This window comes from Kitasatospora sp. NPDC127111, from assembly GCF_042677465.1.
Taxonomy (GTDB): domain Bacteria; phylum Actinomycetota; class Actinomycetes; order Streptomycetales; family Streptomycetaceae; genus Kitasatospora.
The window spans coordinates 1-15,896 of sequence record NZ_JBHXTG010000032.1; the positions used below are offsets into that span (position 1 = coordinate 1).

General features: G+C 77.4%; 9 protein-coding genes and 1 pseudogene. 5 read left to right on the plus strand and 5 right to left on the minus strand.

The genetic code is table 11. From position 1 onward, the window contains the following. Nucleotides 1-322: 322 nt before the first annotated feature. Both ACFVHB_RS20340 and ACFVHB_RS20345 read right to left on the minus strand, forming a co-directional pair. A pseudogene (locus ACFVHB_RS20340) lies at nt 323-1,615 on the minus strand (PP2C family protein-serine/threonine phosphatase); the annotation flags it as partial. A 141-nt stretch (nt 1,616-1,756) separates the two neighbouring features. Beyond that, nucleotides 1,757-3,127 (minus strand): NAD(P)/FAD-dependent oxidoreductase, encoded by a 1,371-nt coding sequence (locus tag ACFVHB_RS20345; protein ID WP_380323971.1) that lies wholly within the window; start codon nt 3,125-3,127, stop codon nt 1,757-1,759. Between the two features lie 554 nt (nt 3,128-3,681). On the opposite strand from ACFVHB_RS20345, the gene ACFVHB_RS20350 reads away from it, so the two are divergent. Both ACFVHB_RS20350 and ACFVHB_RS20355 read left to right on the plus strand, forming a co-directional pair. Next, nucleotides 3,682-4,638 (plus strand): helix-turn-helix domain-containing protein, encoded by a 957-nt coding sequence (locus ACFVHB_RS20350; RefSeq protein ID WP_380323773.1) that lies wholly within the window; start codon nt 3,682-3,684, stop codon nt 4,636-4,638. A gap of 336 nt (nt 4,639-4,974) precedes the next feature. Beyond that, on the plus strand, nt 4,975-7,251 hold the full coding sequence (locus ACFVHB_RS20355) for a sigma-70 family RNA polymerase sigma factor (protein ID WP_380323776.1): 2,277 nt from the start codon (nt 4,975-4,977) through the stop codon (nt 7,249-7,251). Nucleotides 7,252-7,311: 60 nt separating this feature from the next. Here the strand turns inward: ACFVHB_RS20355 and ACFVHB_RS20360 are convergent, their stop codons facing one another. From ACFVHB_RS20360 to ACFVHB_RS20370, 3 genes are all read right to left on the minus strand, one after another. After that, entirely contained in the window at nt 7,312-8,016 is a 705-nt protein-coding gene (locus ACFVHB_RS20360; protein ID WP_380323779.1) for a DsbA family oxidoreductase, read from the minus strand. 193 nt (nt 8,017-8,209) lie between these two features. Next, a complete protein-coding gene (locus ACFVHB_RS20365) occupies nt 8,210-8,731 on the minus strand; it encodes a universal stress protein (RefSeq protein ID WP_380323781.1) in 522 nt (173 codons plus the stop codon). Between the two features lie 162 nt (nt 8,732-8,893). Further along, a complete protein-coding gene (locus tag ACFVHB_RS20370; RefSeq protein ID WP_380323784.1) occupies nt 8,894-11,047 on the minus strand; it encodes an asparagine synthase-related protein in 2,154 nt (717 codons plus the stop codon). 722 nt (nt 11,048-11,769) lie between these two features. On the opposite strand from ACFVHB_RS20370, the gene ACFVHB_RS20375 reads away from it, so the two are divergent. From ACFVHB_RS20375 to trmB, 3 genes are all read left to right on the plus strand, one after another. Beyond that, complete coding sequence (locus tag ACFVHB_RS20375) at nt 11,770-13,197, plus strand: MFS transporter (RefSeq protein WP_380323787.1); 1,428 nt, start codon at nt 11,770-11,772, stop codon at nt 13,195-13,197. Between the two features lie 363 nt (nt 13,198-13,560). After that, nucleotides 13,561-14,796, plus strand: coding sequence for an L-2-hydroxyglutarate oxidase (gene lhgO / locus ACFVHB_RS20380; protein ID WP_380323973.1), 1,236 nt, complete (start codon nt 13,561-13,563; stop codon nt 14,794-14,796). Between the two features lie 159 nt (nt 14,797-14,955). Further along, the gene (trmB, locus tag ACFVHB_RS20385; RefSeq protein ID WP_380323790.1) at nt 14,956-15,786 is read left to right on the plus strand and encodes a tRNA (guanosine(46)-N7)-methyltransferase TrmB; all 831 of its coding nucleotides are present in this window, start codon (nt 14,956-14,958) and stop codon (nt 15,784-15,786) included. The last annotated feature ends 110 nt before the right edge of the window (nt 15,787-15,896 follow it).

The window sequence follows — 15,896 nt, forward strand, 5'->3', positions numbered from 1 at the left end:
TCATCCAACTCGCTGGTGTCTTCTGCGGCTTGACGCCCCGTCCGACGTTTCAAACTCTAGCCGAACCCCGCTCCGAAAAGCGAATCCAGCCGCAATCCATATAAACGGACACGCCACAACAGGCCCGAGCCGCAAAAGCCGAAAAAGGCAAGACGCGACCCAGCCCGAACTGGGAAGTGGTGTTTCCAGGGATTGGCTGCCGCGGGACCGTCCGCGCAGACGCGTGTCCGGTGCTCCCTGCCAGGCAGCTCGAAGAACACTAGACGTCTCGTGGGGGCGAGTCAACCCCTGGTTCAGCTTCCGGTTCGGTGGGGCTCTCCTCCGCCGGCAGCTGGAAGGCGAGCACGGCGACGTCGTCGTCGTGCTCCGCGGTCACGCCCATCGCCCGGAGCAGGCGGGCGCAGACGACCTCGGGGGCGCCGACCGCGCCGGTGAGGGTGCGGGCGAGCAGGTCGAGGCCCTGGTCGATGTCCTCGTCCCGCCGTTCGACCAGGCCGTCGGTATAGAGGACGCCGGTGGTGCCGGGGAGCAGGCGCAGGGTGTGCGAGAGGTGGACGCCGCCGCCGGTTCCCAGGGGTGGGCCGTTCTGTTCCTCGCTGCGCAGGACGGTGCCGTCGGGGCAGCGCAGCAGCATCGGGAGGTGGCCGGCGGAGGCGTAGGTGAGGGTGCGACGCTGCGGGTCCCAGACGGCGTAGCTGCAGGTGGCGATCTGGTTGGCGTCGATCTCCATGGCGAGGCCGTCGAGCAGGCGCATCACCTCGTGCGGCGGGAGGTCGAGGCGGGCGTAGGCGCGGACGGCGGTGCGGAGCTGTCCCATGACGGCGGCGGCCCGCAGGCCCCGGCCCATGACGTCGCCGATGACGAGTGCGGTGCGGCCGCCGTCGATGGCGATGACGTCGTACCAGTCGCCGCCGACCGCGGCCTCGGCGCCGCCGGGCTGGTAGGTGGCGGCGACCCGGAGGTCCGCCGGCTGGTCCAGCTTCTGCGGGAGCAGGCTGCGCTGGAGGGTGACGGCGGCCTCGCGCTGGCGGCGTTCGGCCTCGCGGAGGCGGGTGGCGGCGAGGACCTGGTCGGTGACCTCGGCGGCGAAGATGAGGACGCCGGCGGTGGGGCCGTCCTTGGGTTCGTCGGTCTCGCCCGGTTCGGTGCGGTGCTCGTGGCGCGTGAGCGGGACGCAGGAGACGTTGTAGTAGCGGTTGCCGGTGAGGCCGAGGATGCAGCGGGCCTTGACGCTGCGCGGGCGGCCGCCGCGGATCACCTGGTCCATCAGCGGCAGGACGCCCATGGTGCCGAGTTCGGGCAGGGCCTCGCAGGCGGGCAGCCCGGTGGGGCGCTCGCCGAAGAGTTCGCGGTAGGCGCGGTTGGCGTAGCCGAGCTGGTGCAGGGGGCCGTAGGTGACGGCGACCGGGGCGGGGATGCGGTTCAGGACCTCGCGGAGGTCCTGGGGCCGTTGCGGGTCGAGCGCCTCGGCCGGGCCGACGAGGCTGGTGGGGTCGCGTGGGCTGGGGACCACGACGTCGCCGGTCGGCGCGCCCTGGTCGGTGCCGCCCCGGATCGGTGGGGCGGCACGCCAGGGGACTCCGGTGAGCCGGGCGCTCCAGCGCATGAGGTTCAAACGACGGCCGCTTCCTCGATTTCCAGGCATATCATCACTTTTTGTGTGCACATTGACACACGGGGTAATGACTCGTTGGGGAGATCCTGTCAGGCGGAGGCCCCATTCCGGAAGTCGCGCGCGCCCGGCGCGGCCGTCCGGTCAGTCACGGCGGGGCCCGCCGCCCGGGGCCGGCCCGAATCCGGCCTCGAACTCCGAACGCGGGTGCTCGACCGCCCCGAGCGAGACCACCTCGCGGGAGAACAGCCCACCCAGCAGCCAGTCCACCAACACCCGCACCCGCCGGTCGGCGCTCGGCAGCCGGCGCAGGTGCCGGGCTCGGTGCAGCCACCAGGCCCGCCGGCCGGTCAGCCGGCCGCCCCGCCGGGTGTGCGCGACGGCGCGGCGCAGGCCGAGCGAGGTGGAGCAGGCGGCCCGCTCCGGCCGGTACTCGGCGATGCCCGCCGCCCGGGGGCCGCCGTCCAGCGCGACCAGCACGTTGGCGGCGAGCAGTTCGGCCTGGGCGAAGGCGTGCTGGGCGTTGGGCGCGCAGGGTGCCCCTTCGGCGTGCGGGTCGGGCACGGCGGCGCCGTCCCCGGCGGCCCAGGCCCCGGGCAGCGCGCGGCCGTCCGGGCCGGCCACCTGGAGGGTCGCGAGGCAGCGGATCCGGCCCGACGTGTCCAGCGGCAGGTCGGTGTCGCGCAGCAGCGGGGACGGGCGCACCCCGGCCGTCCAGACCAGGGTGCGGGCGGCGAAGCGGCTGCCGTCGGAGAGCGCCATCACCCGGCCGGCGGCCGACTCCAGGGTGGTGCGCAGCCGGACGTCGACGCTGCGCTCGCGGAGTTGGGCCAGGGTGTGCGCGGCCAGCTCGGGGGACTCCTCGGCGAGGATCCGGTCGGTGGCCTCGACCAGCACCCAGCGGAGGTCCTCGGGGCTGATGTTGTGGTAGCCGCGGACCGCGGTCCGGGCCATGTCCTCGAGTTCGGCGAGTGCTCCGACGCCGGCGTAGCCCGCGCCGACGAAGACGAAGGTGAGCGCGGCCTGGCGCAGGGCCGGGTCGCGGGTGGCGGAGGCGAGGTCGAGCTGCTCCAGGACGTGGTTGCGCAGGCTCACCGCCTCGCCGACGGTGGAGAAGCCGACGCCGTGTTCGGCCAGGCCGGGGACGGGCGCCGTCCGGGAGACCGAACCGGGGGCCACCACCAGGACGTCGTAGTCGAGTTCGACGGGGGCGGACGGCTCGCCGTGGGCGGCGGCGTCGGCCCAGGCGCGGCGGGCGGCGTGCTCGATCCGGGTGATCCGCGCGGTGAGCACCCGGCAGTCCGGGAGGGCGCGGCGCAGCGGGACGACCACGTGGCGGGGGTCGATCGAGCCGGCCGCGACCTCGGCGAGCAGCGGGTGGTACGTCAGGTAGGGCTGCGGTTCGACCACGGTGATCTCCGCGTCGCCGCGCCGGAGCCGCTCGCGCAGTCCGCGCTGGAGGTGCAGCGCGGCGGACATCCCGGCGCAGCCGCCCCCGACGATCAGGATCCTGATAGCGCACCTCCTGCCGAAGTGACCTTCCGCCGGCCGTCGGCCGGGCCCCCGCACGCCCTCAATGAAGGACCGGCGGGGGCCCTCTTGTCCACAGTCCGTACCGAGGCGGCCGGGACGGAAGTGACGCCCGGGGCCGGATGTGCTGCCGGGGTGAGTTTCTGACGCACTTTCGGCTTCGAACGGGCGTGAACTATGGTCGGATTGTGTGTCGGAGCGGCCACCGCCATGTCAATCGGCGGCGACGCACCGTGGATCTGCCATTACGGCCAGTTCCAGCGTTGGCGGGAGAGCCCGACTGGGGCACCGTGATCCGGGGAAGGGTAGTCCCCGGACGAGGCCTCGGGCGCGCGGTCTTCAGGCGTCTGCGGTCTCGCGCGTGCGGTCCGGCGGCCGGGTCCGGCGTCCGTGGTCGGGCGGCACCCGGGCAGTACGAGCGCACCAGCGGCACGAGCGATGGGTCATCGGGTCATTTCTGACGGACGGAGCTGCACCGGGGGGTGCAGGGGCGGGCGACGACAGGGTCCGGGATCGGACACCTGCGGGGGAGAGTTGGGATGATGGAGCAGGAGCGACTGTTGGGGCGGGACGCACCGCGTGCCGTCCAGGGTGTGGTGCCGGAGCAACGCGGCCCCGCGGACCTGCCGGCGCAGGCCGGGGTGGCGTACGCCGGGGTGCCGTACCGGGCCGAGCCGCCGCAGGGCGGTGGTGGGCCGGTACCCGGGGCGCGGCTCCGGGTGGACGCCCGGCGGAACCTGGAGAGCGTGCTGCGGGCGGCCCGCGAGGTGTTCGGCGAGTTCGGCTACGGCGCACCGATGGAGGAGGTCGCGCGCCGGGCCGGGGTCGGGGTCGGCACGGTGTACCGGCGGTTCCCGAGCAAGGAGGTGCTGGTCCAGCGGATCGCCGCCGAGGAGGTGGCCTGGCTGACCACGCAGGCGCGCGAGTCGCTGTACGGCGGCGGCGGTGCCTGGGAGGCGCTGGCCGGGTACCTGGCGCGGGCGGTGTCCAGCGGGGCCGGGCGACTGCTGCCTCCGGAGGCGTTCCGGTACGCGGAGGAGCTGGGCCGGGTGCCCGAGCAGCGGTACGGCGATCCGGCGGGCGCGGGCGGCTTCCACGGGGGCCGGTTCGAGCCACGCGGCGCCGGGTCGCGGGGTGCCGGGGCGCAGCAGCAGGCCGACGGTGAGCCGTCGGCGGCCGACGCGGACCCGCGGCTGCTGCTGCAGTTGCTGGCCGCGCTGGTGGCCCGCGCGGGCGCGGCCGGTGAGCTGCGGCCCGGGGTGACGGTGGCGGACGTGGTGCTGGTGCTGACGGCCTCGGTGCCGGTGCACGCCGCGCGCGCGGTGGCCGCGGAGCCGGTGCACGCGTCGGCGGCGGGGCTCGCGGCGGCGGCGGTCACGGGCCGGGCGGGCGCGCCGCTCGCGGGCCCGGGTGTCCGGCCGACGGACGGTCAGCCTGCCGCCGGGCCGGGCGACCGGCTGCTGCAGATCCTGCTGGACGGGCTGCGGGCGCGCTGACCCCGGCCGGGCGGGGGTGTCCTCCGTCGGCCGCGGGCAGATGAGTTGGGCGCCGGGCCGGCGCGCGTCGGCCGGCGCGCGCCCGCGCGGACCATCGATGCGCCCGGCGTCGCGCGCGGGCCGGAACACGGACGAGGGCCCCACGGAAGAGTGGGTCCCGGCGGTCCGGCTACCGCCCAACTCTGCGCTATGCCATCCTTTGCCCGTGGTTGGAGCCAATGTCCCGATGCGCGCCGTTCGCGCGTGCTCGGCGCCGCGCAGCGGGGATTCGTGCACCCACGTACCCCCACGCGCCCTGCCACACCGCGGGGGCTGTCGTGGAATCTGGGGTCCGTTGTGAGCGCCGAGGAACAGAACGAGTACGGGTACGGCCTCGACTTCGGCCGCTCCGGCACCGGCGGACCGGAGGGCGTGGCTGACGTTCCGGGCACCGGACCGGCGGGCCACGCGCCGGGGCACGCGCCCGGCGCCCTGCCGGAGCGCTCCGGGCCGTCGGGGCACCCCGGACACCCCGGGCTGCCGGCTCAGGTGCCGGACCAGGCCGGCATGCCCGGCCGCGAGACGCTCTCCGCCTCCGCCGCCGCGTTCCCGTCCACCCGCGTCCCCGGCCAGGCCCCGGCCGGCCGGGGCCGGGTCGCCCCCGAGGCCTTCGTCGGCGACGGCGTCCCCGCCCGGCCGACCGTGCCCGCCCCCGCCGACCCGGTGGACGGCGAACGCCCGCCCTCCGACGCCGAGCTGACCGCCCGGGTGCGGGCCGGCGACGACGCCGCCTACGAGGAGATCTACCGCCGGCACGCCGACTCGGTGCGCCGCTACGCGCGGACCTGCTGCCGGGACAGCTTCACCGCCGAGGACCTGGCCGGCGAGGTGTTCGCCCGCACCCTGCAGGCGCTGCGGGCGGGCAAGGGCCCGGAGTTCGCGGTCCGCGCCTACCTACTGACCGCGGTGCGCAACGTCGCCGCCGCCTGGACCCGCAGCGAACGCCGCGAGCAACTGGTCGACGACTTCAGCGCGTTCGCGCAGACCTCGGCGGCCACCGTCGACCTCGACCTGGCCGACCCGGGGGCCGACGCCTGGGCGATGGCGATGGCCGACCAGCGGATGGTCATGCAGGCCTACGCCGAACTGCCCGAGGACGACCGGGTGGTGCTCTGGCACACCGAGGTCGAACGGGAGTCCCCCAAGACCGTCGCGGTGCTGCTCGGCAAGACCGCCAACGCCACCGCCGTCCAGGCGCACCGGGCCCGCGACCGGCTGGCCGCGGGCTTCCTGCAGGCCCACGTCTCGGGCAGCCAGGACCGGGACTGCCAGGCGTACGCCAACCGGCTCGGCGCGTACGCGCGCGGCTCGCTGCGCAAGCGGGCCTCGGCGGAGGTCGGCCGGCACCTGAAGGAGTGCGAGCGGTGCACGGCCGCCTGCCTGGAACTGTCCGAGATCAACCACGGGCTGCGGGCGCTGCTGCCCGGCGGTGTGCTGGTCTGGATCGGCGTCGGCGGGTTCGGCGCCGCCGCGGCCGCCGTGGGCGGAGCGGCGGCGGTCGGTGGTGCGGCGGCCGGCACGGCGGCGGCCACCTCCGCGGCCACTTCGGGAGGCGCGAGCGCCGGTGCGACCGCCGGTGCCGCCGGTGGAGCGGCCGGCGGGTCGGCCGGTTCCGGTGGCGGGGCCGCCGCGGCGGTGGCCGGCGAGGGCCTGGGCGCCGCGGCCAAGGCCGGGATCGCCGCCGCGGTCGCGATGGCCGCGGCCGCCGTCGCCGCGTACGCGCTGACCGGCTCGCCCGAGCCGGCTCCCCCGCAGGCCGCTCCGCCGGCCTCCTCGCCCGCCCTGCCCGCGCCGCCGCCCGCCGCGCCGGCGCCGCCGAGCCCCGCCCCGACCAGCGCCGACCCGGCGCCCGCGGAGGAGCCGCCACCGAGCCCGTCGCCCACGCCGGCCCCGACGGCGCCGCCGAGCCGGCCGCCCAAGGCGGTGCCGCCGCCGCCCGCGCCGAGCAGCCCGGCCCCGCCCGTCCCGACGCCCACGCCGACCGCCACCCCCAGGCCCAAGCTCCCCGCCCCGGTGGTGCCGCCGCCGGTCGTGCCGCCGGTGCCCACGCCGGACGTGCCCGTGGTGCCCACCCCGACGCCTCCGCCGGTCCCGACCCCGACCCCGCCGGTGCCTCCCGACCCGACCGACTTCTGGGCCGACGACCTTCCGGTGCTGAAGCCCGGCAAGAACCGGGTGCCGCCGGCGGGCCCGAGCGTCCGGCAGAAGGGCAGCGACTGGTTCTGGCAGCGCGACCACGTCTGGATCGGCGGGACCAGGCACGCGCACGGCATCACCGTGCACGCGCCCGCCGCCACGGTGATCGACCTCAACCGCAGTTGCACGTCCTTCGACGCGCTGGCCGGGGTGGACGACCTCACCGCGTCACCCGGCGGGGTGATCTTCTCCGTCCAGGGCGGCGACGGCAGCGTGCTCTGGAGGTCGCCGGTGCTGGCCACCGGGGACGAGGCGGTGCCGGTGCGCGTCCCGCTGGCCGGGCAGAAGACGATCCGGCTGGTGGTCACCCCGGCGCACGGCGCCTGGTCGGCGCTGAACGCGGCGGACTGGGCCGAGGCCCGCTTCCGGTGCGTCTGACCCGCGTCCGACGCGGTGGAACGGGCTGCGGGGTCCGGCGGTCCCGGCGGACCCCGCGGCTCAGATCGCGCAGGAGCCGTCCGCGCAGGCCTCCCCGGCCGGGGCGACCTGCACCGGGACCGGGCGGCGCTCGCCGATCTCGGTGGCGACCTGCTCCAGCACCTTGCGGAAGGTCTCGGCCTCCTGGCCGCCCTGGACCGCCCACTTGCCCTCGAACACGAAGGTCGGCACGGCGGTGATGCCCAGCTCCCGGGCCTCGGCCAGCTGGGCGCGGACCTCGGCGGCGCCCTCGTCGCCGGCCAGGTAGGCGGCCACCCGCTCGCCGTCCAGACCGGCCGAGACGGCCACCTCGGTGAGCGCGGCGCGGTCGCCGACGTCCACGCCGTCGGTGAAGTGCGCCTTGAGCAGGGCCTCCTTCAGCCGCCCCTGGACGGCCGCGCCGTACTCGGTCTCGGCGAGGTGCAGCAGCCGGTGGCCGAGGAAGGTGTTGGCGTGCAGCGCCGCGTCGAAGTCGTAGGTGATGCCCTCCGCGCGGCCCAGCTCGGCCACCCGGGCGTCCATCGCGACGGACTGCGGCCCGTAGCGCTCGGCCAGCCACGCGCGGTGCGGGCTCGCCGTGGCCGGGGCGTCCGGCACCAGCTGGTACGGCCGGTAGACCACCTCGACGTCCTCCTTGCCCGCGAAGCCGTCCAGCGCCTCCTCGAAGCGGCGCTTGCCGATGTAGCACCAGGGGCAGGCGATGTCGGAGTAGATCTCGACCTTCATGACGCGGGTTCTCCAGGGGTGGGGAGGACGGTTTCCGGGATAGGTGAACCGTGAACCATCTCCGGACATTCCCGGCGTCCGAGGCGTCCGGGCCCGAGGCGTCCGGCGTGCGCGGGATGCTCCTGGCGTCCTGGCCGTCCCCCGCGCCTCCCGCGCCTCCCGCGCCTCCCGCGCCCACTGCGGGCGCGGCGGCTCACGGGCCCGGCGGGGCGGGCACCACCAGGACCGGGCAGGCCGCGTGGTGCACCGCCGCCGAGCTGACCGAGCCCAGCAGCAGCCGGGCGTACCCGCCGTTGCCACGGGTGCCGACCACCAGCGTGTGCTGCCGGGCCGAGGCGGCGAGCAGCACCTCGATCACGTTGCCGAGCACCACGTGCAGCGACAGCTCCCCCTCGTACGGAGCGGTCCGGGCCCGCTGGACCGCGGCCACCGAGCGGCGCAGGCCGTCCGCCATGCTCTCGACCAGCGTCTCGACGCTCTCCTGCACCAGCTCGGCCATCCCCGGCGGGTAGCCGCCCGGGGCCGGGTTCACCACCGCGAGCACGTACAGCGGCAGGCCGAACCGTTCCGCCTCGGTCATCGCCCGGTCCAGCGCCCACAGCGAGCCGTCCGAGCCGTCACAGGCGGCGAGCACCCCGGGCGTGCGGCCCGTCGGCGGCCGGCCGAGCACCGACAGGACGACGGGAACGGTCGGATCCGGGCTGGCGCTGGTCACCACGGCCTCCACGGGAGCGGGACGGGACGGCGCCATCTTCGCCCGCCCCGGCCGTCCGGACGGGCCAGCCGCGCCGGGCGCGCCGCTCCCCCCGCCGGGCCGCCATCGCCTCCGGCACGGTTCCCGCCGCCGCTTCCGCCACCGCCCCCGGACGGCACGGCGTCAGGCGAAGCGCGCCGGGGTGAGGGCGGGGCGTTCGGCGGTGGGCAGGCCGGTCCAGCAGGCGCCGTGGCGGCGGGCGCGGACCCGGCGGAGCCAGAGTTCGGCGGAGACGAGCTCGGCGAGGCCCGCGAGGTCGCCGGGCGGCAGCGGGGTGGCGGGGTCGGCGCAGCGGGCGAGGCCGGCCCGGACGGCGGACAGGTCGATCAGCCCGGCCTCGGCGAGCAGCGGGGCGTCGAAGAGTTCGGCGAGGCCGTCGGCGGCGAGCCGGAGCCCGGCCCGGGTGGTGGCGGTGCGGTCGGGGCGGCGCCCGCGGCCCCAGTCCGGCGGCAGGTCGGTGCGGCCGGCGCCGGTGAGCACGGCGTGCAGCAGGGCGGGCCGGGCGCCGGGCTGGAGCCGCACGTCGTCGGGCAGCAGCCGGGCCGCGCGGACCACCTGGTTGTCCAGGAACGGCGCGTGCAGCCGCTGCCCGGGCTGTTCGGCGGCGTGCACCAGGGTGCGGAACCCGCGCGCGTGCCGGTAGAGGGCGTACCGGGCCCGCCGCGCGCCCGGCGGTTCGACGGGCGCCGGTTCGCGCGCCGCCAGCCGCAGCCGCAGGGCGACCGCGGAGAGCGCCTCGTCGGAGAGCCAGCGGGCCGCGGGGCCGGGGACGCACCAGGCCAGGTCGTCGGCCGAGCGCGACCCGGCCGTCCCGCCGCCGTCCGGGACGTGGCGCAGCGTCAGCTTCACGGCGGCGTCGTCGAGCGCGTCGGCGTAGCGGATCCGGGAGAGCCGGTGGGCGGCCCGGACCACGGTGAGCGGGGTGCGCAGGGCGCCGGCCAGCACGCCGACGGCGGCCCGGTCGGCGCCGGCCAGGGCGGCGACCGGGGGCAGCAGTTCGCGCGGGCGGCCGGCCCGGACCAGGTCGGCGAGCCGGGCGGGGTGCCCGTCGAGGACCTGGCGGGCGCCGTAGCCGGTGAGGTGGTCGGTGCCGCCGGCGTCGAAGCGGGCCTCCGCGCGGGCGGCGGCGACCAGTTCGGGGCCGGGCTCGTCGGTGAGCCGGCCGGCCTGGTCGGCCCGCAGGCCGGCGTACGGGAGGGTGTCGGGGCCGGGGGCGAGGACGGTGTGCCGCAACCGGGGCAGGTCGGGGGTGAGGGCGAGGGTGCCCGGCGCACCGGTCTCGCCGAGGGTCACGGCGGCCAGTTGTTCGGGGGCCGGCCTGGTCCGGGCGGCCGGGCGGGCCCAGGAGCCCTTCACCGCGCCGGTCCTGGCCGCCGCGCCCCCGGCCGGGGCGGCCGGCCGCCCGGGGACGCCCGGACCGGGCGCCGGGGCGAGCGGGACGGCGGCGGCGAGCAGGGCGACGGTGGCGGACGCCGTGCCGTACGAGACGTCGACGCCCAGCCGGGCCCGCCCGCCGTCGGCGCCGGGCGCGGGGGTGCGGACCCGGGAGCGGACCGACTCCAGCAGGGCGCGGGTGAGTTCGCGGACGGCCGGCGCCTCGCCGCGCGGCCGGCCCGGCCCGCCGGGCTCGTCGTACGCGGAGAGGTAGGGGCGGCCGCCGCGGACGGCCAGCGCGTGGCCGGGCGGCACCTGCTGCACCCCGAGGTACGGGGTGCTCGTGCCGAGCGCCTCCGGGGACTCGGGGCAGGCGAGCCGGGCGGCCAGGTGGCCGGTGTCGAGCGGCGCGCCGACCAGGTCGGCGAGCGGGAGGGCTGCGGTGGCGTACGCGGTGCCGCCGGCCCAGGGGGTGTGGAAGACGGGCTGGGCGCCGGCCAGGTCGGTGAGCAGCACGGTGGAGCGGGTGCCGGTGCGCAGGACGACCGTGTAGCTGCCGGGCCAGGCGGTGAGGTGGCGGACGGCGCCGCCGCGGGCGGCGGCGAGGCCGGCGGCCAGTTCGGCGTCGGAGGCGCCGCAGTGGCCGAGCACGGCGAGGCGGGTGGTGGCGGGGGTGTCCTCGGCGGGGTCGGGGCCGGCCGGGCCGGTGATGACGGTCGCGGGGGCCCCGGGGCGGAGGGTGGCGAGCCGGATCTCCTCGGGGCGCCAGTCGCCGACCGCCCAGAGCGGGTTGGGGCCGGTCCACAGGGGGCGCGCGGCGATGGGCACCACCGCGCCGGGCGCCTCGTGCGCCGGGGCGCCCGCTCGGGGCGCGCCCGTGCTCCAGCCCGTCAGCCACCGCATCGCGCCTCCACCGGACGAGGACCTGCCGCCGCGCGGCGCGTCCGGCCCCGGGGGCAGCCCCGGCCGGCCCGTGGCGCGCCGCGGCGGCCGCCACCGCGGATCCGGCGTGCCGTCAGGAGACATCGTGCCACCGGTCGGCCTTCCCGTGACCGGAGTTGGCGTTTCCGGTCCGCGTCCGCCGGCCGGGTGCCGGCTCGCGCTCCGGGCGCGGGGCGCCGGTCCCGACCGGGCGGGCCGGGCCTCCCCCTCCGTGGCCCGGACCGCCCTCGCGCACGCCTTGTCATGGCCATAGCCACATGGCCGAAAGGCGTCGTTCGGCCCGGGAGGGCATCCGCATGCCCTCCCGGACTCCGCCGCCGTCCGCGGGGATTGAGACGGCGGCATCCCCCGGCCCGCCGGGTCCTCGACGGCGGGCCGACCCACGACCACCAGCGAATCGCCGACCAGCCGGTCGGGCCAGGGGGCACGGCCGGGCGCACATCGACACGGGACCGGAGCACAACGCTCCGGCGCGCGGCCGGACCCACCCGCCGCGGCCGGTTCCGAGCGGTCCGCCCCGACCCCGCCCGACCGCCCGCCGACCGGCGCCGGGTGCGCGATCCCGCCATCCGGAATGCGGCCTCTTAACCCTCGGAACGCGTCCGACTACTCTAGGTACAGCAGCTACGGCCCGGTGCCGCCCGGGCCCCGCGCACAAGGCCGCAGGAGGTGCCGCCGCCACCATGACCGTCAGCCCACGAGGACCGAACGAACGGCTCGGCACGCTCCTGACCCTCGCCCAGATCAGCAACGCCGGCCTGGCCCGCCGGGTCAACGACCTCGGTGCCCAACGCGGACTGACGCTGCGCTACGACAAGACCTCGGTGGCCCGCTGGGTCAGCAAGGGCATGGTCCCGCAGGGCCCCGTCCCGCACCTGATCGCCACCGCGATCGGCGGCAAGCTCGGCCGGCCGGTGCCGCTGGAGGAGATCGGCCTCGGCGACACCGACCCGGCGCCCGAACTCGGCCTGGCCTTCCCGCGCGAGGTCTCCGAGGCGGTCCGCTCGGCCACCGACCTCTGGCGGGTCGACCTCGACCTGCGGCGCGGCCCCGGCGGCGGCCGCTGGAGCGACAGCCTGGCCGGCACCTTCTCGGTCGCCGCGTACGCGACTCCCGTCTCCCGCTGGCTGATCACCCCGGCGGACGGCTCGGTGGCCCGCGAGGCGCCGCGCACGCCCGCCGACGCGGGCTCGTACCGGGTCGGCCACTCGGACGCCGCGAAGCTGCGCGAGGCGGCCCAGGAGGCCCGCCGCTGGGACTCCAAGTACGGCGGCGGGGACTGGCGTTCGTCGATGGTGCCGGAGTGCCTGCGGGTGGAGGCGGCGCCGCTGCTGCTCGCCTCGTACAGCGACGCCGTCGGCCGGGCGCTGTTCGGCGCGACGGCCGAACTCACCCGGCTGGCCGGGTGGATGGCCTTCGACACCGGCCAGCACGAGGCCGCCCAGCGCTACTACATCCAGGCCCTGCGGCTGGCCCGGGCCGCGGCCGACGTGCCGCTCGGCGGCTACGTGCTGGCCTCGATGAGCCTGCAGGCCGGCTACCGCGGCTTCGCCGAGGAGGCGGTCGACCTCGCCCAGGCCGCCCTGGAGCGCAACCGGGGGCTGGCCACCGCCCGCACCATGAGCTTCTTCCACCTGGTCGAGGCACGGGCCCAGGCCAAGGCCCGCAACGCGGCGGCGTGCGCGACGGCGCTCGGGGCCGCGGAGAGCGCACTCGAACGGGCACGCGCCGGGGATCCCGATCCGGCGTGGATCGACTTCTACGCCTACGACCGGCTCGCCGCCGACGCCGCCGAGTGCTTCCGCGACCTCGGAGTGCCCTCCAAGGTCCGGCAGTTCACCCGGGAGGCGCTGGCCCGGCCCACCGAGGGCTTCGTCCGCTCGCACGGGCTGCGGCTGGTGGTCTCGGCGATGGCCGAGGCCGAGGCGGGCAACCTGGACGCGGCGGTGGCGGCCGGCGAACGGGCCGTCGAGGTGGCCGGGCGGATCTCCTCCCAGCGCAGCCGCGAGTACGTGGTGGAGATGCTCCGCCGCCTCGAACCCTTCCAGGGTGAGCGCCGGGTACGGGAGTTGACGGAACGGGCGCGCGCGGTGATCGTCGCCCCGGCGTGAGCGATGGCGGGCGGCTACGGGCCGGGGGCGCCGCCCGGCCGCCGGGCCGGGGGAGAGGGGCCCGTGGCCGCCGTCCCGGCCCGGGTGCCCGTCTACACCTGGAACCCGGCCGGCTACGCGACCGGCCACGGCCCCAGCGGCACGGCCAGCCGGCACACCTGCGGCGGCCCGGGCGACGCCGCCTTCCGGCAGATCCCGCTGCCGGAGGCCGGCGCGACGCGACCTGGCCGTGGCTGGAGCGGCGGGCGCGCTGAGGCCCCCTCGACCGGCACCGTCCGCCGTGGCAGCATCGGCGGCGGGCGGGCCGGGGCCCCCTGCCCGACGGGGGGCGAGGAGGGCGCCGGGCGAGCGAGGGAGCGAGCGGTGACGTACGACGTCGACGTGCTGGTGGTGGGCGGGGGGATCGTCGGACTCTCCACGGCGTACGCGCTGACCCGGGAACGGCCCGGGCTGCGGCTCGCGGTGCTGGAGAAGGAGACCGGTTTCGCGGCGCACCAGACCGGCCGCAACAGCGGGGTCATCCACAGCGGCGTCTACTACCGGCCGGGCTCGCTCAAGGCCCGGTACGCCGTCGCGGGCGCCGCCGAGATGGTGGGGTTCTGCCGCAGCCACGACATCCCGTACGAGGTGACCGGCAAACTGATCGTGGCCACCGACCCGGCCGAACTCCCGCGGCTGCGGGCGCTGGCCGAGCGCGGCCGGGAGAACGGCATCCCGGTCACCGAGCTGGACCGGGCCGGCATCACCGGGTACGAGCCGGAGGTCACCGGCATCGCCGGGCTGCACATCGGCACCACCGGCATCTGCGACTTCCCGGCCGTGGCCGGCACCTACGCCCGGCTGGCCCGGGAGGCCGGCGCCGAGCTGCGGACCGGCACCGAGCTGCGGGCGGTCGCCCGTCGCGCCGACGGCGTGACGGTGCGGACCTCCACCGGCGAACTGCGCTGCCGGGTGCTGGTGAACTGCGCGGGCCTGCACAGCGACCGGATCGCCCGGCTGGCCGGCGACGACCCCGGCGTGCGGATCGTGCCGTTCCGCGGGGAGTACTACGAACTCGCCAAGGAGCGGCGGGAGCTGGTGCGCGGCCTGGTCTACCCGGTGCCCGACCCGGCGTTCCCCTTCCTCGGCGTGCACCTGACCCGGGGCATCCACGGCGACGTGCACGTCGGCCCGAACGCGGTGCCCGCGCTGGCCCGCGAGGGCTACGACTGGCGCACCGTCCGCCCGCGCGACCTGGCCGGCACGATCGCCTTCCCCGGCACCTGGCAGATCGCCCGCCGGCACTGGCGGTACGAGCTCGGCGAGCTGCACCGCTCGCTCTCCAAGCGGGCGTTCACCACGGCCGTCCGGCGGCTGCTGCCGGCCGTCACCGCAGAGGACCTCGTCCCGGCCACCGCGGGGGTACGGGCCCAGGCGGTGACCCGGGACGGCGCCCTGCTGGACGACTTCGCCTTCGCCGGCTTCGACCCGGACGACCCGCGCTCCACCCGCCGGCTGGTGCACGTGCTGAACGCGCCCTCCCCGGCGGCCACCGCCTCGCTGCCGATCGGCCGCGAGGTGGCCCGCCGGGCGCTGGCCGCGCTGGAGGCGGGCGGGTGAGGAGCGGGCGGCCCACGGGCGCGGGAGGCCGGCCGGTCCGGCCTCCCGCGCGGGCGACCGCCCCGCGTCACGTGCGTCACGGGCCCTGCGACCGCCCCGCGTCGCGTGCGTCACAGGCCCTGCGGCCCGCGCCGCACGGCCCCGTAGACTCGGGTGATTGTGACTGCCACCGCCCCGATCCCCCAGCAATCGCCGTCCGCCCGGCTCTCCGCCGCGCCGGCCGGCTACCCCGCGCCGATGTACCCGCACCGGGCCACCGAGGCCCAGCACAGCGAGCGGCGCATCCGCAGCTTCCAGCCGCGCCGGGGCCGGATGACCAACGCCCAGGCGGGCGCGCTGGACCGGGGCTGGGAGACGTACGGCATCGCGATCGACGGCAGCCCGCTCGACCTGGGCGAGCTCTTCGGCGGCCTCCCGGTCACCCTGGAGATCGGCTTCGGCATGGGCGAGACCACCGCCGCGATGGCCGCCGCCGACCCGGCCATGGGCATCCTCGCCGCCGACGTCCACACCCCCGGCCACGGCAACCTGCTCGGGATGCTGGAGCGCGACGGCTCGCAGAACGTCCGGCTCGCCGCCGGCGACGCCGTGATCCTGCTGCGCGACATGCTGCCCGACGCCTCGCTGGCCGGTCTGCGGGTCTACTTCGCCGACCCGTGGCCCAAGCCCAAGCACCACAAGCGCCGGCTGGTCCAGCCGTCCTTCCTGGACCTGGTGCTGCCCCGGCTCGCCCCCGGCGCCCTGGTGCACTGCGCCACCGACTGGGAGCCGTACGCCGAGCAGATGCTGGAGGTGCTCTCCGCCTCGCCCGAGCTGGAGAACCTGCACCCCGAGGGTGACGGCACCGGCTGGCTGGAGCCCGCGGACCACCCGGACGGCAGCATCCCCGGCTACGCGCCGCGCCCCGACTGGCGACCGGTCACCAAGTTCGAACGGGCCGGCCTCGCCAAGGGCCATGTGGTGCACGACCTGCTGTTCCGCCGCCGCTGAGCCGGCGCCGGGTGTTCGACCCGGCGCCCGCGCCGGCCCCGCCCGGCCCGCTCCCAGCGGATCCGTCCGGGGGGATTCGTACCGAGTCCTCCCGGCGGCCCGCCGCCTTG